The following is an 18,657-nucleotide window of genomic DNA, read 5'->3' as shown; positions in this document are numbered from 1 at the left end:
GCTACCCGGCAATCCGCCGAGTTGCCCGGACCGAAGGAACAGGTGTGAGTGACGTTTGGCGACTGGTCGGCGGGACGCCCGTACCCGACGAGAGCCGGCCGCCGACTCTGGAAGACCTGATGCGCCAGGTGTCGTTCGGCGACGAAGCCGCCTTCGAGCGGCTCTACGAACAGCTCAGCGCACCGGTGTTCGGCCTGGTCCGGCGCGTGGTGCGGGACCGGGCGCAGGCGGAGGAGGTGACGCAGGAGGTCATGGTCGAGGTGTGGCGTACCGCGTCGCGTTTCGATCCCGCCCGGGGGAGCGCCCTGTCGTACGTGCTGACGATGGCGCACCGCCGGGCCGTCGACCGGGTGCGCTCCGCCCAGGCGTCCACGGGCAGGGAGGAACGGGTGGCGCGCATGTCCGAGGACATCGCCTACGATCAGGTCTCCGAGGCGGTCACCACCCGCATCGAGGGCGAGCGGGTACGCCGCTGCCTCGGCGGGCTCACCGAGCTGCAACGCCAGGCCGTCACGCTCGCCTACTACGGCGGATACAGCTATCCCGAGGTGGCGGGGCTGCTCAAGGTGCCCCTCGGCACGATCAAGACCCGGATGCGCGACGGTCTGGTACGGCTACGCGACTGCATGGGGGTGGAACGATGAACGACGATCTGCACACCCTCTCCGGCGCGTACGCGCTCAACGCGCTGCCCGAGCAGCAGCAGCGGCTCTTCGAGGAGCACATGGCCCGCTGCGAGGCCTGCCTCATCGAGGTCAGGGGCCTGCGCGAGACCGCCGCCCGGCTCGGCCTCGCCGCCGCGGAGGAGCCCCCGCCTGGGCTGCGCGCCCGCGTGCTCGCCAGGATCGCGGAGGTACGGCAGGAGCCGCCGATCGTCCCCCCGGGGGCGCTGGGCGGGCTGGGGAACGCCTACGATCGGGATCCGTACGGGACCTTGCCGACGGGCGGCCTTCCCGGGCACCCGCAGGATCCCGGAGGAATCCACCCCCAGGATCCCCTGTCGCCGTATTCACCGCATTCACCGCATTCGTCAAATTCACCGTATTCGCCGTATTCGCAGGACCCTGGGCAGGCGTACCGCCAGGACTCCGGCCTGCCGCAGGAGCCGGGAGCGGGGCTCCGGCCGGATCCCGGAGCGCCCTACCGTCCCGGCGCCTCGTACCCGCCGGAGGGAATCAGGGTCTATCCGCCCGACCCCGGCCCCGCGTCCCCGCAGAGCACGGACGGGTCGTACCGGCAGGACGGCCTGGACGTCTCCCAGACGATCCCGCGTCTCCCGGACCAGGCGTTCCTCCCGCCGTCGGCGCAGAACCGCCCGGCCGAGGCGAGCCCTCCGCAGGAGCAGACGCGGCCCTACCCGCGCGACGCCCGCCCGGCCTATCCTCCCGGCCTCGGCCGACCGACCGAGTGGCGCGCCCTCGCCGAGGAGGGCGCGCGGCAGGCCACCCCGAACGAGCAGGCCCCCGCCTCCAGCGACGTTCCCCTTGATGGTCCTCTTGATGGTCCCTTCGCCTCGGGGGACCGCCCCGCCGTACCGGCCGAAACGCCCATGCCGTCGAACGCGGCGCCCTCCGGGACGGCGCGGCCGGTCGTCGGCCTCCCGTCCGACCCCGCTCCCACCGGGCGGGGGCGGAGCGCGCCCTACGCGGGCGGGGGATCGGTCCTCGACTTCGACCAGGCCCGAAGGTCCCCCCGGGCGGGCTGGGGCACGAGGATCGCGGCCGTCGCGGCCACGATCTCCACCGCCGCCGCCGTGGCCCTCGGCTACCTGGTCTACGACACCAACCAGCAGCTCAACCAGGTCAGGATCCAGTCCCAGACGGTGGCGGCGATCCTGGCCGCGCCCGACGCCAAGACCGTCGTGCGCCCGGTCACCTCCGGCGGCAGCGCCACCATCGTCCGGTCCCGGTCGGCCAACCGGATCGTCTTCACCGCGAGCGGCCTGGCGAACCTGCCCGCCTCCAAGGCCTACGAGCTGTGGCTCATGGGCCCCGACGGCCCGCGCCCGGCCGGTCTCCTCCAGCGCGGGCCCGACGGCACCGTGGTCCCGATCGTCGCCCTGCCGCTCGCCGACGAGGAGCAGGTGGGCCTCACGGTCGAACCCGCGGCGGGCTCGGCCAAGCCGACCACCCAGCCCATTCTCCTCACCAAGCTGCCGTCGGCCTGATCCGGTCAGTGGCTCAGGAAGTCGCAGCTGCGGATCAGGTGCCGGCTCGCCAGGTCGCGGATGCGCCCGTACGCCTCCTCGGGATACCGGCGCGGGCCGTTCTCCACCAGCAGGATCAGGTACAGGTACGTCCGGTAGAGGGCGTCCCGTACCCGGGCCTGGTCGTCCAGGACGATCTCGCCGCCACCCGCCCGATAGCCGAGGAGGAGCGGGTCGTCGGGGAAGAGGTCGCCGAAGATCGTCGGAGTGACGAAGTCGGCCAGCGGATCGCCCCAGAAGGCGCGCTCGTGGTCGATGAGGGCCTGGATGGCGGGCGTGCCGCCGGTGAGGGTGAGGAAGACGTTGCCGGGCCACATGTCGAAGTGCACCAGGGCGGGCCGGGTGACCTCGTCCAGCGCTTCCGCGTTGGCGTGGACCAGCTTGGCGATCTCCACCTGGGTCACCGGGAGGGGGATGCCGTAGCGGATCGCGTCGTCGAGGACGGCGCCGGTCATGAGCAGGAACGCGTCCCGCCAGGTGGGGCCGTTCAGGCCGCCCTGGGGGTAGCCGAAGCGCCCGTCGCCGCTGATCGTGTGCAGCCGGGCGAGGAGGCGGCCGAGCTCGAAGCGCATCGCCTTATCGTCGGCCTCCGGCAGCGAGGCGTGGTTCCAGGGGGTGCCGTCGAGGGCGGACAGGATCAGGTAGTCGCCGCCGATCAGCGGATCGTCGAAGGAATGGTGTAACAGCTCGGGCAGGGGAAGCCCGGTGGAGGCGGCGAGGCGGTAGACCATGGCCTCGGTGCGCAGCAGGTCCCGCTCGTACGTGAGCTGCTCCAGCTCGGGCGGCGGCGACACCTTCAGCACCACCGCCCTGCCGTCGTCGAGCCCGAGCCGCCACACCGCGTTGGCGAACCCGTCGCTCATCTCCTCCGCCGTGGCGACGCCCGCGCCCAGCGCGTCGCGGGCCAGCGCCGCCAACTGCTCGGAGGACAACTGTCTCTTGGTCCGGCTGTCCATGCTCAGGTGATCCCGCCTTCCTTGTGTCGGGGAGTGCAGGGTGTCGCCGGGACGCTCGTCGCCTGGGGCCTGCCGGTGGGAAGGGGCGTGTCCGCCCGGCGAGGGCGGGACCGCCCCGCTAGAGCGGCGCGATCGTCCAGCTCGCCTCGTGCTTCTCGCCGGGGTTCAGAACGACGAGGTCGGTGCCGGAGTTGTACGCGTCGGGCGGGCAGGTCATCGGCTCGACGGCGAGGCCGCGATGCCCGAGCCCGGTGCCCGTGCAGACCTGCGCCCACGGCAGGACCGCCGGATCCCAGGACATCTCCACGCCGCCCGCCGGGCCGCGCAGCCGTACCCGGACCCGGCCGTCGTCCCCGGCGGCCAGCCCGGTGAAGGCGTGGTCGATCGCGGTGCCGCCGAGCGGGCGCGGGGCGCGGAAGTCGTACGGCGTACCCGCCACGCCGGTCAGCTCGCGGGGCACCAGCGCCTCGTCGACGAGCAGCACCTGGTCCGCGGGCAACTCCAGCTCCCAGCCGTCGAGCGGGCCGTCCCCCGCCAGCAGCCACGGATGCGGCCCGCACCCGTACGGCGCGGCCCGGTCGCCGATGTTCTCGGCGGTGAGCGTCGTGGTGAACCCGTCGGGCGTGAGGTTGTGCACGGCCTGGAGCGCCAGCCGGAAGGGGTAGCCGGGGATGGGCTCGACGGTGTGCGCGAGCCGTACGAACTCGGGCCCGTCCTCCACGACCTTCCAGGCGACATCGGCGACCAGCCCGTGCAGGGCGTGCCCGCGCTCGGGCTCGCTGACCGGCAACTCGAACCTCTGCCCGTCGAAGGAGTAAGCGGCTCCGGCGACCCGGTTCGGCCACGGGGCGAGCAGCGTCCCGCTGAAATAGGGGATCGGCCCGCCCTCCGGCCAGGAGACGACCAGGTCGCGCCCGCCCGCGCGGAACACCCGCAGGGCGCCTCCCCGTTCGCTGATCTCGGCACGCAGTTCACCGGCGCGGAGGGTACTGGGGGGCACGGGCAGTCCTTTCGTCGGTGGGACCGGACGCGACGGACGGGCCGCGAAGTGCGCCGGACGCCGCCCCACCATCATCTCAGCTCACACACAGCGGCCGGATGGATGAACGGCGCCGACTTGGGAGCGCTCCCAAGGCCTCATACGTTAAGGAGCCTCGCCCAAGGAGTCAACTATCCTGACAACTTCGGTAGTGAAAGAGGGATTCCGTCGGCGGAGGGGAGACCCCGCCGCCGGCCGCCAGAACCGCCTGGACTGCCTGCGCGCCCTGGAGCGCTCACAGCGTGAACTGAGCAAAGCAGACCACGACAAGGAGTCGCCTCGTATCTACTCTCTCGGCTGATCAGCCATGAAGGACACCATAGGGGCCGTTGCCGCGCGGGCGGCCACGCGTCAATACGGTGTTGATCGGGAGCGTCCGACCACGTCGGTGGTGGCGGCCAGGGCCAGGACCGGGCAGATCGCGTGCGGCGGTACGTGGTAGGCCCTCCGGAGCCGTGGGCGATGAGCGGCGTCCCTAGCGCAGGTCCCGGGTCTTGATGAAATCCCGGTACCACAGGGCGCTGTCCTTGAGGGTCCGGCGCTGGGTGGCGTAGTCCACGTAGACGATGCCCCAGCGCTGGCGGTATCCCTCGGCCCACTCGAAGTTGTCCAGCAGCGACCACAGGTGGTAGCCCTCGACCCGGGCGCCGTCGGCCACCGCGCGCCGTACCGCGTCGAGGTGGTCGCGTAGGAAGTTCACGCGCCACGGGTCGCGGACCGCGCCGTCCGCGTCCGGCTCGTCGGGGGCGGGCATGCCGTTCTCGGTGATGACGAGCGGGACGTCGCCGTAGTCCCGGGTGATGCGCAGCAGCAGGTCGTACATGCCCTCGGCGTGGATCTCCTGCCACCACGCCTGCGTCGTCGGGTGCCGGTACTCGCGCTCGCCGTCGTCGGTGACGTAGCGCGGCGTGTAGTACTGGACGCCGAGCAGGTCCACGCGTTCGCTGATGATTGTCAGGTCGCCGTCGGCGATGAGGGTCGGCATCGGGCTGCGGGCGGCGATCCACTGCAGGGTGTCGTCGGGGTAGTGGCCCTTGAGGATCGGGTCGAGGTAGAGGCGGTTCTCCAGGCCGTCGGCGTGCCGGACCGCGCGCTGCGACTTCGGGCCGCTCCCGGCGGGGTAGACGGGCGTCAGGTTGAGCGCCGGGCCGATTCTGCGGTCGCCGCCGGAGGATCGCAGCGCCTGTACGGCCAGTCCGTGGGCGAGCAGCAGGTGGTGCAGGGCGACGTAGGCCCGCGCGTCGTCCCGGAAGCCCGGCGCGTGGACGCCGTGCTGGTAGCCGGCCTCCACCACCGTCTTGGGCTCGTTGAGCGTCAGCCAGTCGCGTACGTCGAGCGCGTCGAACATGATCCGCGCGTAGTCGGCGAACCGCTTGGCGACGTCCCGGTTCTCCCAGCCGCCCTGGTCCTGCAGGGCCTGGGGGAGGTCCCAGTGGAACAGCGTGGGCATGGGGCGGATGCCGCGCTCGCGCAGCCCGTCGACCAGACGCCGGTAGAAGTCGAGGCCCTTGGGGTTGACCGGTCCGCTGCCGTCCGGCTGGATCCGGGGCCAGGCGATCGAGAAGCGGTAGCTTTGCAGGCCGAGCGACGCCATCAAATCGACGTCGTCCGCCCAGCGGTGGTAGTGGTCGGCGCCCGGCTCGCCGGTGTCGCCGTCGGCGACCTTGCCGGGCGTGGCGGCGAAGGTGTCCCACACCGAGGGGCCGCGCCCGTCGGCGTCGACGGCGCCCTCGATCTGGTACGCCGAGGTGGCGGCCCCGAGGATGATGTCGGACGGGAAACGTCTGGGGTCGGTCACGGGCTTCTCCTCGTCGTGTGGTGGGCACGCGGGGTCCGATGGGGGGAGTAGGGGAGTGGGAGCGCTCCCAAAGCATGACCGCGCTCCCGCCCCCCGTCAATGGGGATCCGCCCGCGTGCAGGTCACGCCGAGCCGCGGATGACCAGGTGGGTGTCGAGAATGACCACCGGCTGCTCCAGCTGCTCGCCGTTGATCCGGGCGACCAGCAGGTGCGCCATCTGCCGGCCCATCTCCTCGGTCGGCTGGTGCACGGTGGTGAGCGGCGGGTCGATGTAGAGCCGGCTCGCGCTCGAGTCGTCGAAACCGATCACCGCCACGTCGTCGGGGATGCGCCGGCCGCTCTCCTTGAGCACGTGCATCGCCCCCATCGCCATCGGATCCGAGGCAGTGAACACCGCGTCGATCCCCGGCTCCTTCTCCAGCAGCTCGCGCATCGCCGCCGCGCCGCTCTCCTCGGAGAAGTCGCCGAACGCCACGCACTCGGGCACCCCGGTGGCGATCAGCGCGTCGCGGTAGCCGGCGAGCCGGTCCACGCCCACGCCCATGTCCTGGGTGCCGGCGATGGTGGCGATCCGCCGGCGCCCCTTGCTCAGCAGGTACTTGACCGCCTGCCGGGCCCCCGCCCGGTTGTCCACGTCCACGTAGCTGTAGGGGGTGATGCCGACGGGCCGGCCGCCGACCACGGTCGGCACGCCCATCTCCTCCAGCCGCCCGGGCAGCGGGTCCGCGCCGTGCAGCGAGATGAGCAGCACGCCGTCGACGTGCTGCCCGGTCAGGTACTGCTCCAGCCGTGCGTGCTCGTCCCGCGTCTGGGCCATGGTGAGGATGAGCTGCAGGCCCGTCTCGGAGAGGGCCGCGCCGATGCCGCGGATCACGCCCGCGAAGTACGGCTCGTCGAAGACCCGCTGCTCGGACTCCGAGACCACCAGCGCCACCGTGTCGGTGCGCCGCGTGACCAGGCTGCGCGCCGCTCGGTTGGGGACGTACCCCAGCTCGTCGATGGCTCGCAGCACCGCGTCGCGGGCCCGTTCGCTCACCTTCGGCGAGCCGTTGATCACACGTGACACCGTGCCGCGCCCGACGCCGGCGCGGGCCGCGACGGCCTCCAGCGTCGGCCGCTCGCCCGGGCGGCGCTGCCCGTTGGCCAAAGCCTGCCCCTCCTTGGTCTGATGCCCCTTTATTCTGCCGGAAGTGACAACCCGTTACGCCGGATGGTTTCGGCGTACCAGCGGGCGCTGTCCTTGAGGATGCGCTCCTGGGTGGCGTAGTCGACGTAGACCAGGCCGAACCGCTTGCCGTATCCCCAGGCCCACTCGAAGTTGTCCATGAGCGACCAGGCGAAATATCCCTCAAGCGGCACGCCCTCGGCGATCGCCTCGTGGCAGGTGCGCAGGTGCGCGGCGATGAAGGCGAGGCGGTCGGCGTCGTGCACGGCGCCGTCGCCGGTGACGACGTCGTCGAAGGCCGCGCCGTTCTCGGAGATGACGAACGGGATCGCCGGGTACTCCCGCTTGACCCGCAGCAGGATCTCCAGCAGGCCGCTGGTGTCGATCTCCCAGCCCATCGAGGTGACCGGACGCCCGCCGTTGACGAACGAGACGTGCTCGCTGCCCACCCACGGCGAGCCGGAGTCGGTCGGCGCGGCCGCGGCCGACGCGGCGCCGCCCGACACGCCCGTGACCGTGAACCGGCTGTAATAGTTGATCATCAGTACGTCGAACGGGGTGGAGATCGTCTCCATGTCGCCGGGCCGGATGTGGTCCGGCTTGGACACCGCGCTCAGGTCCTCAAGGACGTCGGCCGGGTACTCGCCCTTCAGCATCGCGTCGAGGAAGAAGCGGTTCTGCAGCCCGTCGATGCGCCGCGCCGCGTCCAGGTCCACGTCGCTGTCGGTGGCGGGCGAGACCGCGTACAGGTTGACGCACCCGCCGATCCTGGTGCCGGCGTCGCGCGCCCGGATCGCCTGGACCGCCAGACCGTGCGCGAGGAGCAGGTGATGCGCGGCGCGCAGGGCCGCCGCCGGGTCGCGGCGTCCGGGCGCGTGCTCGCCGGAGGCGTACCCCAGGAACGCCGCGCACCACGGCTCGTTGACGGTGCTGAAGTTCCGCACCCGGTCGCCGAGCGCCTCGTGGACGATCTCGGCGAACTCGGCGAAGCGCTTGGCGGTGTCCCGCTCGGGCCAGCCGCCGGCGTCCTCAAGGGCCTGCGGCAGATCCCAGTGGTAGAGGGTGAGCCACGGCTCGATGCCGTGCTCGAGCAGCTCGTCCACGAGCCGCCGGTAGAAGTCGAGCCCCGCCTGGTTGACCGCGCCCGCGCCGGCCGGCTGGATCCGCGGCCAGGAGACCGAGAACCGGTACGCCGACAGGCCGAGGTCGGCCATGAGACGCACGTCGTCCCGGTAGCGGTGGTAGTGGTCGATCGCCACATCGGCGTTGTCGCCGGCCACCACCCGGCCGGGCCGCCGGACGAAGGCGTCCCAGATGGAGATGCCCCTGCCGTCGATCGCGGTGGCGCCCTCCACCTGGTACGCCGAGGTGGCGGCACCCCAGACGAAGCCCGGGGGGAATTTCAGCTCGGTGATGTCGGCCTGGGTCTGAGTCTCCTGCGTTGTCACGCTTTGACCGCACCTTCCATGAGGCCGCCGATGATCTGACGGCCGAAGAGGATGAATACGAGGATGAGCGGAACGACCGACAGCGTGGTGCCGGTGAAGATCATCACGTAGTCGGTGGAGTGCTGGGCGTTCAGGTTCCGGATGGCGACCTGGACCGTCGGGTTGCCCGCCAGGACGATCAACGGCCACATGAAGTCGTTCCAGATGAGCATGAACGTGTTGATGCCAAGCACCGCCATGCCGGGCCGTACGGCGGGCAGGACGATGTTCCACCAGATGCGCAGGGTGGACGCGCCGTCCACCCGGGCGGCCTCCACCAGCTCGGCCGGGACCGCCTGCTCGGTGTACTGGGTCATCAGGAACACGCCGAAGGCGTTGAGCAGGTACGGCAGGATCACCGCCTGAAGCTGCCCGGTCCACTCCAGCTCGACCATGAGCCGGTAGAGCGGCACGATGCCCATCTGCTGCAGGGGCACCATCATCGTCATGAGGATGGCCAGCAGCAGCACCTTGTGGCCCTTGAAGCGCAGGCGGGCGAAGGCGAATCCGGCCATCGTCGAGATGATGACCACCGACACGGTGACGGTGGTGGCCACGATCGCCGAGTTGACCAGGCCGGTGATGAACTGCGCGTCCTCGTCGGCGAGCACCCGGCGGATGTTCTCCCCGAGGGTGCCGCCGGGCAGCAGCGGCGGCGGGGTGTCCACCGCGTCGCTGTTGGTCCGGGACGCGATGATGATCATCCAGTAGATCGGAAACGCGGACAGGATGATCGTGAAGGCCAGCATGACCTTGGTGAGCAGGGTCGCGTCCCACATGCTCGACCCCGACCCGCCGCCGCGGCCGGCCCGCTTCTTGACGTCGTTACGGACGGTGAGCGTGGTCACTTGCGGCCCCCGATCCGGCGGATGAGCATGAAGTTGATCAGTGATCCGATGAGGATCATCAGGAAGAGCAGCCAGGCCGCGCCGGAGGCGTAGCCGTACTCGAACTCGTTGAAGCCCTTCTGGACGATGAACATCGCCACCGTCTGGAACTGGTTGTTGCTGCCGCCCTCGATGCGCCCGCCGTAGAACATGATCGGCTCGGCGAAGAGGGTGAGCCCGCCGATCGTGGAGTTGAGCACCACGAAGATCATCGTGGGGCGCAGCATCGGCACGGTGATCTGCCAGAACTGGCGGCGGCGCGAGGCGCCGTCGATCGCCGCGGCCTCGTACAGGTCGCGCGGGATCGTCTGCATGCCGGCGAGGAAGATGATCGCGTTGTAGCCGGTCCACCGCCAGTCGACCATGGTGGAGATCGCCAGCCAGGAGGGGAGCCGCTCGGCCTTCCAGTCGATCGGATCGACGCCGAACCAGCTCAGCACCCAGTTGATCATGCCCCAGTCGCGCCCGTAGAGCTGGGTGAACACGACCGCGACCGCGACCACCGAGGTGACCAGCGGGAGCAGTACGCCCATGCGGACGAAGAGCTGGCCCCTGAAGCGCTTGTTGAGCGCGTTGGCGAGCATGAGCGCGAGCAGGATCTGCGGCACGGTCGCGATGACGAACATGCCGAGCGTGTTCACGACCGCCGTCCAGAACTGGCCGTCCTGCAGCAGCTCGGCGTAGTTGCCGAGGCCCGCCCATTCCTCGGTGCCGGTGAGGTCGTAGTCGTACAGCGAGTACCAGAACGTAAAGACGAGCGGGAACAGGCCGAAGACGGCGAAAAGCAGGAAATATGGCGAGATGAGAATGTAGGGGACGGCCTTGATGTCCAGCCAGGACCGGAAACGGCGGCCCGGGCCGGGCGCGGCGTGCCGTTGACGCCGTGGGGCCGGTGGCGCGGCGATCGCCGGCCCCGACTCGGTGTGCAGGCTCATGCGTGGTTACCTTTCGCGAGAGGCAGGGGGACGGCCCGCCGCCGGGATGTCGGCGGCGGGCCGCTCCTGTCCGGAAGGCGTGGAGATCAGTCCGCCGCCTTCTTGGCGTCGTCCACGAGCTTCTGCCACCCCTGGTCCGCGGGCACCGATCCGTCGTCCACGGCCGCGAGCACCTGCTCGACCGCGGCCTTCACCTGGGCGTGCTTCACGCCGAGGAAGACCGGCTGCAGCTGGGCGGCCGACTTGGCGAAGATCTCACCCTTGGGGGCGTCGTTGAAGTACTCGTCCTTCGCGGACTGCACGGCGGCGTCCTGCTGAGCCTGGGTGTTGCTCGGCATGTTGCCCGCGAAGGTGAAGACGTTGACCTGGGCTTCCTTGCCGGTCAGGTAGTCGAGGACCTGAGCGGCCTCCTTGGGGTGCTTGGACTGCTTGGGCACGGCCAGCCAGGAGCCGCCCCAGTTGCCGCCGCCGCCGGGGACCGCGGCGACGTCCCACTTGCCCTTGAACTCGTCACCGGCGGCGCCGCTGACCACGCCGAGCATCCAGGACGGGCAGCCCAGCGTGGCGAACTGCGACTTCTTGAAGCCGGTGTTCCACTCGTCGGTGAAGTTGCGCAGCTTGGCGGTGAGACCCGCCTGGGTGAGCTTCACCGAGTAGTCGAAGGCGGTCTTGATGGCCGGGTTGGTGTCGACGATCAGCTTGTTGCTGGTGTCGAAGTAGGCGACGTTGCCGTTCTTGGCGGCCTCCTGCACGAGCATCACGTTGAAGATCGTGTTGGTGCCGTCGACGAACTTCGCGCTCTTGACCTTCTCCTGGAACTTCTGGCCGGTCTCCATGAAGGCGTCCCAGGTCGGCCAGAGCTTGCTCACCTCGTCGCGGTCGGTGGGCAGGCCGGCCTTCTCGAACAGGTCGCGGCGGTAGCAGATGCTCATGCCGCCGATGTCGGTGCCGAGGCCGAACAGCTTGCCGGAGGTGTCGATGCCGTTCTGCCACTTCCATTCGGCGAAGTCGGACTTGCGCTTGTCCAGGCCGTACTCGGCCAGGTCGGTCCACCACTCGGGGTGGGCCTTGGCCAGGCCCATGCCGCCCTCGTCGATGCCGACCACGTCACCGGCGCCGGACCCGGCGGTCAGCCACTGGATCATCTGCGGCCAGTAGACCTGCTCGAACTGGTCGGTGAGGTTGACGTGCTTGATCTGGATGTTCGGGTTGGCGGCGTTCCACTTCTTCACCGCCTCCTCGTAGCCGAAGTTCTTGCCGCCGCCGAAGGTCTGCAGCGTGATGGTGACCGGCTCGGTCGGCGCGCTGGAGGACGCGTTGCCGCCGGATCCGGTGCCGCCGCCGCTGCTACACGCGGCGGCGAGCGCCAGGGCCGCCACCGCGGCCGTGGCCGCGACGATGGACCTGCCACGACGCCTGTTGTCGTTCATTTCCGGACCCCTCTCAGGTGGTTCCGAGGTGGTGGTTAGGGGGTGGTGGTTAGTCGGGTGGTGGTTAGTCGGGTGGTGGTTAGGGGGTTAGCGGGTGGTGGTGCTGTGGGGAGGCAATGTGCTGGCCGGGCCCCCGTACACGGCCGGCGGCGCGCGGGTCCCGTAGACGGGTTCCGCGCTGCTTTGGGAGCGCTCCCACGAAGGTTCGCGGATAAGCAATGCCTGCGTCAATAGACCGAAACATAACTGTTACTCTGAGGTGGTTTGAGGTGGACAAATGACGCGAAAGCGTACGAAAGCGTGCAGAGATGTAGTTGGGAGCGCTCCCACCCCAACTCGCCTATACCGGTGCAAACCCCACCATGTAGGACTGATCCGGACGGTTCGCGTCTGACGTTACTTCCACGTAAAAGCTGCCCGTCACCCCTTCGCCCTGCGGCCGGGCGCGCCGATGATGAGGGGGTGGCCGACATGCTCTCCGTTGCCGTCGAGGAGGCTCGCAAGGGGTACGCCGAGGGAGGCATCCCCATCGGGGCCGCGCTGTTCGGCGCGGACGGGACCCTGCTGGGCAGCGGCCACAACCGCAGGGTCCAGGACGGCGACCCGTCCATGCACGCCGAGACCGCGGCCTTCCGCGCCGCGGGCCGGCAGCGCACCTATCGGGGCACGACCATGGTCACCACCCTGTCGCCCTGCTGGTACTGCAGCGGCCTGGTCCGCCAGTTCGGCATCTCCCGCCTCATCGTGGGGGAGGCGAGGACCTTTCAGGGACAGCACGAGTGGCTGGCCGAGCACGGCGTCGAGGTGGAACTCGTCGACGACCCCGAATGCGTCGCCCTCATGACCAGGTTCATCGAGGAGCGGCCCGAACTGTGGAACGAGGACATCGGAGTCGACTGACACCGACGGTCACATCCGCGGTGCCGACCGGCGACCGCACGTGAGGAGACCGGACATGACCGGACCCGAGCAGACCGTACCCGTGATCGACCTCATGCCGTGGCTGTTCGGCGACGCCGCGGACCGGGCCTCGGTGGCCCGCCGCGTGGACGCCGCGCTCCGCGAGTGGGGCTTCATGCTGATCACCGGCCACCACGTCAGCGCGGACACCCGGGCGGAGATCCGCCGCCACGTCCGCCGCTTCTTCGCCCTCCCCGAACAGGTCAAACGCCGGTACGCGGTGACGATCGGCGGACGCGGCTGGCTGCCCCCGGGCGCGGAGGCGAACGGGTACGCCGAGGGCACCCCGACCCTGCCGGACCTCAAGGAGACCTTCGCCGTCGGCGCCGACCGGCCGATCGGCGACCCCGAGTTCGACCCGGTGTGGTTCCTGCCGAACGTGTGGCCCGCCGAGATCCCCGAGCTGAAGCCCCTGGTCGAGGGCTACCTGGCGGAGATGCGCCTGCTCTCGGACGAGTTGCTGGTGCTGTGCGCCGCCGCGCTCGGCCTGGCCCCCGACTACTTCACCCGGCACACCACCACGCCGTCGTACACGATGAACATCAACTGGTACCCGCCGCTGTCGATGCTCGGCGAGCCCGAGCCGGGCCAGTACCGCATCGGGCCGCACACCGACTTCGGCACCGTCACCGTGCTCGACCGGCAGGACGGCGTCGGCTGCCTGCAGGTCTGCACCCCCGACGGGGAGTGGGTGAACGCCCCTTACGTCGAGGGCGCGTTCACCATCAACATCGGCGACCTGCTCGCCCGCTGGACCGGCGGCCGATGGCGCTCCAACCGGCACCGGGTGCTGCCGCCCGACCCCGGCGCGCCCGACGAGGAGCTCATCTCGCTCATCTACTTCTACGAGCTCAACCCGGACACGATCGTCGAACCCGTGCCCGGCGGCCCGGTGGCCTACGAGCCGGTCCGCGCCAACGACTACCTGCTCGACAAGCTCAACGCCATCACCGTGGGGTGACGCATGACCATCAAGCCCGACGCGCCCGGGTCCGCCCTCGACTCCCCGCCGGTCCGCGAAGGGCGGTACGGCGACCGCGTGATCGCCGTCGAGCCCGGCGGGGCCGAGTTCATCCCCCTCGACGAGCGCCACGGCCGGCCGCTGCACCTGCTGTGGACGTGGACCTCGCCCAACCTGGAGTTCGCCACGGTCTTCCTCGGCGTGCTGGCGGTGGCCGCCTTCGGGCTGAGCTTCTGGCAGGCCGTCGCGGCGATCCTCGTCGGCACCGGCCTCGGCGCGATCAGCCACGGCGTGCTGTCGGCGCGCGGTCCCGCGCACGGGCTGCCGCAGATGATCCTCAGCCGCGCGCCGTTCGGCTACCGGGGCAACCTCCTGCCCGCCGGGCTCAACTCGATCGCCAGCGGCATCGGCTGGTTCGCGGTCAACAGCGTCAGCGCCGCGCTCGCGCTCACCACGCTGACCGGCCTGCCGTCGGCGATGTGCCTGGCGTTCGTGGTGCTGCTGCAGGTCACCGTCGGGTTCTTCGGCCACAACCTGGTGCACGCCTTCGAGCGCTTCGCCTTCCCCGTGCTGGCGGTGATCTTCGTGATCGGGAGCGCGATCATCCTGGCGAACGCCGACCTGTCGGCCCCCGGCTCGGGCGGCGGCACCGGCGGCTTCCTGCTCACCGTCGGCGCCACCTTCGGCTACGTCGCCGGGTGGAACCCCTACGCCGCCGACTACACCCGCTACCTGCCGCCCGGGGTGAGCGGGCGGGCCGTCGGCTGGTTCGCGGGCGCCGGCATCTTCTCCTCCTGCGCCCTGCTGAGCATCGTCGGCGCGGCCTCGGCCACCATGGCCGGAGACGCCCTCGGCGACCCGACCGGCGTCTTCACCGGTCACCTGCCCGGGCCCCTCGCCGACCTCACGCTCCTCGTCATCGCCCTCGGAGCCGTCTGCGCCAACGCCCTCAACGTCTACTCCGGCTCGCTGTCGATCGTCGCCCTCGGCGTACGGCTGCCGCTGGCGCTGCGCCGCGCGATCGTCGCCGCGCTCGCCGGGGTGCTCGGCTTCCTCGTCGCCCTCGGCGGGCTGCGCGACGCCGGGCACGCCTACGAGGGCTTCCTACTGATCATCGCCTACTGGATCGGCCCCTGGCTCGGCGTGATGCTCACCGACCTGGTCCTGCGCCGCGGCCGCCTCATCACCGCCGCCGAGGTGATGCCCGGCCACCGGCGTTGGCAGGGCGCGACGGCGATGGCGACCGGCATGGTCGTCTCGATCGCCCTGTTCTGCAACCAGTCGCTGTACGTCGGCCCGATCCCGTCCGCCGTGCCCGCCATCGGCGACATCACCTTCGTCGTCGGCTTCCTCCTGGCGGCCCTGCTGTACGCCTTCCTCCCCGGCACCCGCCCCACCGCCTCGGTGCCTGTCGGAGAACTTCCAACCCGTTGACGTGTCAGGTGATTTGCCGGGGGTGAAATCTAGGGGTTGCCCGCCCACAGGCTATAGGCGACAACCATGTCGCGTCTGGCGAGAGCCTTGATAAGCGCCACGACAGCGGTGTTTCCGTCGCTTGTGATGAAACAAATGGTAGAGCCCGTTGCCCCTTTTGACTGGTTTAAATGCTGTTAGCGCAGGTTGCAAGATCCGCAGTCTCAAAAGGCGGGGAGGTATCCGAAGATTCGGGACACGAGAGAAGGACGACGGCTCTTCAGGAAGGGGGTGCCGCCGTCGGTGTTGAGCTGATCGCAGGCTCTTGGCCTGTCGACGCCCCTTCGTTGACAACGATCATTGTGGCCACGAGGGTGGTCAACGCACCGATCATGGCCGCGATGATCGCGATAACAAGGGCGGTATTCCGTGGAGGCTCGGAATCCGGAGTGTCCGGGCCCGGCGTGTGGAAAGGCGGAGGTGTGGACATGGCCCTACATCATTCTGAAACGTGGGGTTGGTGTGGTGGATTCGCTGAACAGCGCCATAAGCAGTACTTCGTGAAAGACGGCTGAATCTCCTGTTAATCTAGGCCCAATTTAGCATGATATGATCGGTTTTGCGAGTTATCAACTCAGGGTGAGGCGGGTTCACGCAGCGAAACAATGCCTGCGGGCTCGGTGACGTCGCCGCCAAATGAGCCGGCGCAGGTGATCCGTGAGACCAGTGGCGTCGCCCGAGCGCTCGGCGATGCTCCAGCGGCTCCAGCGGCTCCAGCGGCTCAAAGCGGCGCCTGCGGGGGCGGAACCCGCCGTGGGCCCGTCGGGTCGTGAACCGCACGTGTTGAACACGTGGCCGCGCGTTCACCCGCCGTTTCAGGCGGTGTAAGCGTGCGGGGCTACGTTGATCGCGTCGTGAACAGGTCTGTGACCGGCGTGGAGAGCAGCGGGCGACGCCACGTGCGGGAGGAGCGGTCGGCCGTCGCCTGGGCGGAGTCCCCGCTGCAGTTGCTGTGCATCATCGAGGCACGGTACGCCGGGCTGGTGGGCGCCGGGACGCGGGTCGTCTGCCGCCCGGGGCTCGCGGCGCTGCGCCGTACCCGGGCCGAGCTGAAGCGGCTGGACCTGCCCGACGGGCTGGAGCTGGTCACCGGCGAGGACGGGATGCCGCGTCCGCGCCGCGACGCCGCCTGGGTGTTCGGCGACGCCTTCTCCGGGCGCGTCCAGCTCACCTGGCTCACCGGCGATCCCGGTCGCGTGGTGCTCGTCGACGACGGGCTCGCCACCATCCACCTGCTCGAACTGCTCGCCGCCGACCGCGTGACGCCGCTGCTGCGCGCCCGCGCCCGCGCCGGACTCGGCCGCCGGGCGCTGGGACTCGCCGCCGCGTTCCGGCTGCGCGCGGCGGCCCGGTCCGGTCGCCTCGCCGTCTTCACCGCGCTCCCCGTCCCCGCCGCCCTCGCCGAGGCCGTGACCGCACGCGGCGCGATCCTTCGCACCCACGACTTCGGCTGGCTGCGCTCGCAGCCGGCCGCCCATCCCCCGCCCGACGAGCGCACGGTCGTGCTCGGCACCTCGCTGGTACGCAACGGCCTGGTGCGCCGCGACCGCTACCTGGACTGGCTCGGCAGGCTGTCCGCCGAGGAGCCGGTGGCGTACTACCCGCACCGTCGCGAGGAGCCCGCCGACCTCGACCGCATCGGCCGCATGCCCGGCGTCGCGCTGCGCGAGACCGGCGCCCCCGTCGAGATGACCCTGCGCGACCTGGCGCCCGGCCAGCGCGTGGTGAGCCTGCCGTCCACCGCCGTGACGTCCCTGCGCGTGCTTCTCAGGCCGCGGGGCGTGCCGGTGGACGCGGTCGAGGTGCCGGGCGACTGGTGGACCCCGCTCGCCACCCCCGATCTCCGTTCCCATCTGCAAATGTTCGCCCATCACGACTCGGGGGTCACCGGTTGAAAGTCCTGGCCGTAGCCGACTCGGACTCCTATTTGAAATGGGCCGCCGGACTGCTCGACGAGCTGCCCGCCGGCTGGACGACCCGTCTCACGGTGGTCCGCACGCCGATCGCGCCCTCACCCGACCAGATCCGCGCGGCCGTCAGCGGCACCCGCTCGGCGCGCGGCGCGAGCGGCGGCGGGACCGGTGGAGCGCCGGACTCCGACGCCGAGTACGGGCTGCCTCCGGCGGTGTCGGCGCGGGCGCTGCACCGCATGGCCGAGCGAATGCGCCCCGACATCGTCCTGGTCGCGTGCACCGGCCCGGTCGTGGACGTGCTGGTCGCCGAGGTGCTCGGCGACCTGCTGCCGCGCCCGGTATTCGTCACCGGCCTGCCGGGGATCTCCATCCCCGCCACCGAGAAGGCCTGGCTGTTCCGCAGCGGCTGCGACCTGTTCATCGTGCACAGCGGGCGCGAGGTGGAGGAGTTCTCCCGGATCGGCAAGGACCTGGGCGCTCAGGGCTCGGTCGCGCTGGCGCGCCTGCCGTACCTGGACCACGGCGCGCGGGGGAGCGCCGAGCCGACCACCAGCCGTCATCCCGTGCCGGTCGCTCCCCACGGGGAACCCGGTGCGGGCGCGGCCCTCGGTGAAGTGCACGACATCGGCCGGGAGGGTTCGGACACCGTTTGGGGAGTGCGCGACAGGGTGATCTTCGCGACGCAGGCGAAGGTGCCCAAACGGCGCGAGGAGCGTGAGCGCATCCTGCTCTCGCTGGCGGAACTCGCCGCCAATCGCCCCGACCTGAAGGTGGTCGTCAAACTGCGCGCCCGCGACGGCGAGCGGCAGACCCACAACGAGCGCCACCCCTACGACCGGCTGTGGCGCGGCCTGGTCGCCGAGGGCCGGGTGCGTGACGGTCTGCTGACCTTCGCCGCCGGGCCGATGCACGAGCACCTGACCCGGGCGGCGGGCTTCGTCACGGTCAGCTCGACCGCGGCGCTTGAGGCGATCCAGCACGAGGTGCCGCTGCTGATCCTGTCCGACTTCGGCGTCAGCGCCGAGATGATCAACGTGGTGTTCGAGGGCAGCGACTGCCTGGGCACCCTGGACGACCTCGCCGCCGGCCGCTTCCGCACCCCGGACGAGGGATGGTGCCGGTCCAACTACTTCCACGACCCCGCCGCGAACGACGTGGTCGCCCAAATGACCGCCCTGGCCGAGCGGTCCGCGGCGGGCCTGCTCGCCCCCGCCCGCTCGCTCCTCGACGGCCCCGCCCACGCCGCCGCCCGCCGCCGCGCCCGGCTCCGCCTGGAGATCCCGCCCCGGGTGCTCCGCGTCGGCTACCGCGCCAAACGCCGCATGCGCCGCTACCTCAAAGCCCTGGGGTGACCTCCGCGGAAACGGGCGGCGGGCCCGGGGCACGCGCCGGCATGCCCCGGGCGGGCGCAGAAGACGAGGTCGAAGGCGCCCGGGCGGTCGAAGC

General features: G+C 70.6%; 15 protein-coding genes. 7 read left to right on the top strand and 8 right to left on the bottom strand.

Features of this window, described 5'->3' with window-relative positions:
- Positions 1-62: 62 nt before the first annotated feature.
- Positions 63-644 carry a sigma-70 family RNA polymerase sigma factor gene (locus AB0K60_RS16770; RefSeq protein ID WP_364054874.1) on the top strand — a complete coding sequence of 194 codons (582 nt, stop codon included), beginning with the start codon at positions 63-65 and terminating at the stop codon, positions 642-644.
- A complete protein-coding gene (locus AB0K60_RS16765; RefSeq protein ID WP_364054782.1) occupies positions 641-2,167 on the top strand; it encodes an anti-sigma factor in 1,527 nt (508 codons plus the stop codon). Before AB0K60_RS16770 ends, AB0K60_RS16765 begins: the two co-directional genes overlap by 4 nt.
- A gap of 5 nt (positions 2,168-2,172) precedes the next feature.
- Here the strand turns inward: AB0K60_RS16765 and AB0K60_RS16760 are convergent, their stop codons facing one another.
- From AB0K60_RS16760 to AB0K60_RS16725, 8 genes are all read right to left on the bottom strand, one after another.
- The gene (locus tag AB0K60_RS16760; RefSeq protein ID WP_364054779.1) at positions 2,173-3,162 is read right to left on the bottom strand and encodes an aminoglycoside phosphotransferase family protein; all 990 of its coding nucleotides are present in this window, start codon (positions 3,160-3,162) and stop codon (positions 2,173-2,175) included.
- Between the two features lie 118 nt (positions 3,163-3,280).
- Positions 3,281-4,162 (bottom strand): aldose 1-epimerase family protein, encoded by an 882-nt coding sequence (locus tag AB0K60_RS16755; RefSeq protein WP_364054776.1) that lies wholly within the window; start codon positions 4,160-4,162, stop codon positions 3,281-3,283.
- A gap of 514 nt (positions 4,163-4,676) precedes the next feature.
- Positions 4,677-5,999 carry a GH1 family beta-glucosidase gene (locus AB0K60_RS16750; RefSeq protein ID WP_364054773.1) on the bottom strand — a complete coding sequence of 441 codons (1,323 nt, stop codon included), beginning with the start codon at positions 5,997-5,999 and terminating at the stop codon, positions 4,677-4,679.
- Between the two features lie 122 nt (positions 6,000-6,121).
- Positions 6,122-7,147 carry a LacI family DNA-binding transcriptional regulator gene (locus tag AB0K60_RS16745; protein ID WP_364054770.1) on the bottom strand — a complete coding sequence of 342 codons (1,026 nt, stop codon included), beginning with the start codon at positions 7,145-7,147 and terminating at the stop codon, positions 6,122-6,124.
- 29 nt (positions 7,148-7,176) lie between these two features.
- The gene (locus tag AB0K60_RS16740) at positions 7,177-8,613 is read right to left on the bottom strand and encodes a GH1 family beta-glucosidase (protein ID WP_364054767.1); all 1,437 of its coding nucleotides are present in this window, start codon (positions 8,611-8,613) and stop codon (positions 7,177-7,179) included.
- Positions 8,610-9,500 carry a carbohydrate ABC transporter permease gene (locus AB0K60_RS16735; RefSeq protein WP_364054764.1) on the bottom strand — a complete coding sequence of 297 codons (891 nt, stop codon included), beginning with the start codon at positions 9,498-9,500 and terminating at the stop codon, positions 8,610-8,612. The genes AB0K60_RS16740 and AB0K60_RS16735 overlap by 4 nt, the downstream gene beginning before the upstream one ends.
- Positions 9,497-10,474, bottom strand: coding sequence for a sugar ABC transporter permease (locus AB0K60_RS16730; RefSeq protein WP_364054761.1), 978 nt, complete (start codon positions 10,472-10,474; stop codon positions 9,497-9,499). The genes AB0K60_RS16735 and AB0K60_RS16730 overlap by 4 nt, the downstream gene beginning before the upstream one ends.
- An 86-nt stretch (positions 10,475-10,560) precedes the next feature.
- A complete protein-coding gene (locus tag AB0K60_RS16725; RefSeq protein WP_364054758.1) occupies positions 10,561-11,904 on the bottom strand; it encodes an extracellular solute-binding protein in 1,344 nt (447 codons plus the stop codon).
- Positions 11,905-12,375: 471 nt separating this feature from the next.
- Between AB0K60_RS16725 and AB0K60_RS16720 the strand changes: the two genes are divergently transcribed.
- The 5 genes from AB0K60_RS16720 to AB0K60_RS16700 all read left to right on the top strand — a co-directional run bounded on the left by AB0K60_RS16720 (position 12,376) and on the right by AB0K60_RS16700 (position 18,563).
- Entirely contained in the window at positions 12,376-12,804 is a 429-nt protein-coding gene (locus AB0K60_RS16720; RefSeq protein WP_364054755.1) for a nucleoside deaminase, read from the top strand.
- A gap of 55 nt (positions 12,805-12,859) precedes the next feature.
- On the top strand, positions 12,860-13,825 hold the full coding sequence (locus AB0K60_RS16715; protein ID WP_364054752.1) for a 2-oxoglutarate and iron-dependent oxygenase domain-containing protein: 966 nt from the start codon (positions 12,860-12,862) through the stop codon (positions 13,823-13,825).
- A gap of 3 nt (positions 13,826-13,828) precedes the next feature.
- Entirely contained in the window at positions 13,829-15,259 is a 1,431-nt protein-coding gene (locus AB0K60_RS16710; protein ID WP_364054749.1) for a cytosine permease, read from the top strand.
- A gap of 893 nt (positions 15,260-16,152) precedes the next feature.
- Positions 16,153-17,193 carry a hypothetical protein gene (locus tag AB0K60_RS16705; protein WP_364054746.1) on the top strand — a complete coding sequence of 347 codons (1,041 nt, stop codon included), beginning with the start codon at positions 16,153-16,155 and terminating at the stop codon, positions 17,191-17,193.
- A complete protein-coding gene (locus tag AB0K60_RS16700) occupies positions 17,190-18,563 on the top strand; it encodes a DUF6716 putative glycosyltransferase (RefSeq protein ID WP_364054743.1) in 1,374 nt (457 codons plus the stop codon). The genes AB0K60_RS16705 and AB0K60_RS16700 overlap by 4 nt, the downstream gene beginning before the upstream one ends.
- The last annotated feature ends 94 nt before the right edge of the window (positions 18,564-18,657 follow it).

Origin of the sequence: Thermopolyspora sp. NPDC052614 (assembly GCF_040678635.1) — a bacterium.
GTDB lineage: Bacteria > Actinomycetota > Actinomycetes > Streptosporangiales > Streptosporangiaceae > Thermopolyspora.
Note: the sequence above shows the minus strand (reverse complement) of the source record. Positions and strands in the feature narration are given on the sequence as shown.

Coding starts and splice junctions, on each gene's coding strand:
- AB0K60_RS16765 (WP_364054782.1), top strand. CDS start 641: ATGAACGACGATCTGCACACCCTCTCCGGCGCGTACGCGCTCAACGCG.
- AB0K60_RS16760 (WP_364054779.1), bottom strand. CDS start 3,162: ATGGACAGCCGGACCAAGAGACAGTTGTCCTCCGAGCAGTTGGCGGCG.
- AB0K60_RS16730 (WP_364054761.1), bottom strand. CDS start 10,474: ATGAGCCTGCACACCGAGTCGGGGCCGGCGATCGCCGCGCCACCGGCC.
- AB0K60_RS16725 (WP_364054758.1), bottom strand. CDS start 11,904: ATGAACGACAACAGGCGTCGTGGCAGGTCCATCGTCGCGGCCACGGCC.
- AB0K60_RS16720 (WP_364054755.1), top strand. CDS start 12,376: ATGCTCTCCGTTGCCGTCGAGGAGGCTCGCAAGGGGTACGCCGAGGGA.
- AB0K60_RS16715 (WP_364054752.1), top strand. CDS start 12,860: ATGACCGGACCCGAGCAGACCGTACCCGTGATCGACCTCATGCCGTGG.
- AB0K60_RS16710 (WP_364054749.1), top strand. CDS start 13,829: ATGACCATCAAGCCCGACGCGCCCGGGTCCGCCCTCGACTCCCCGCCG.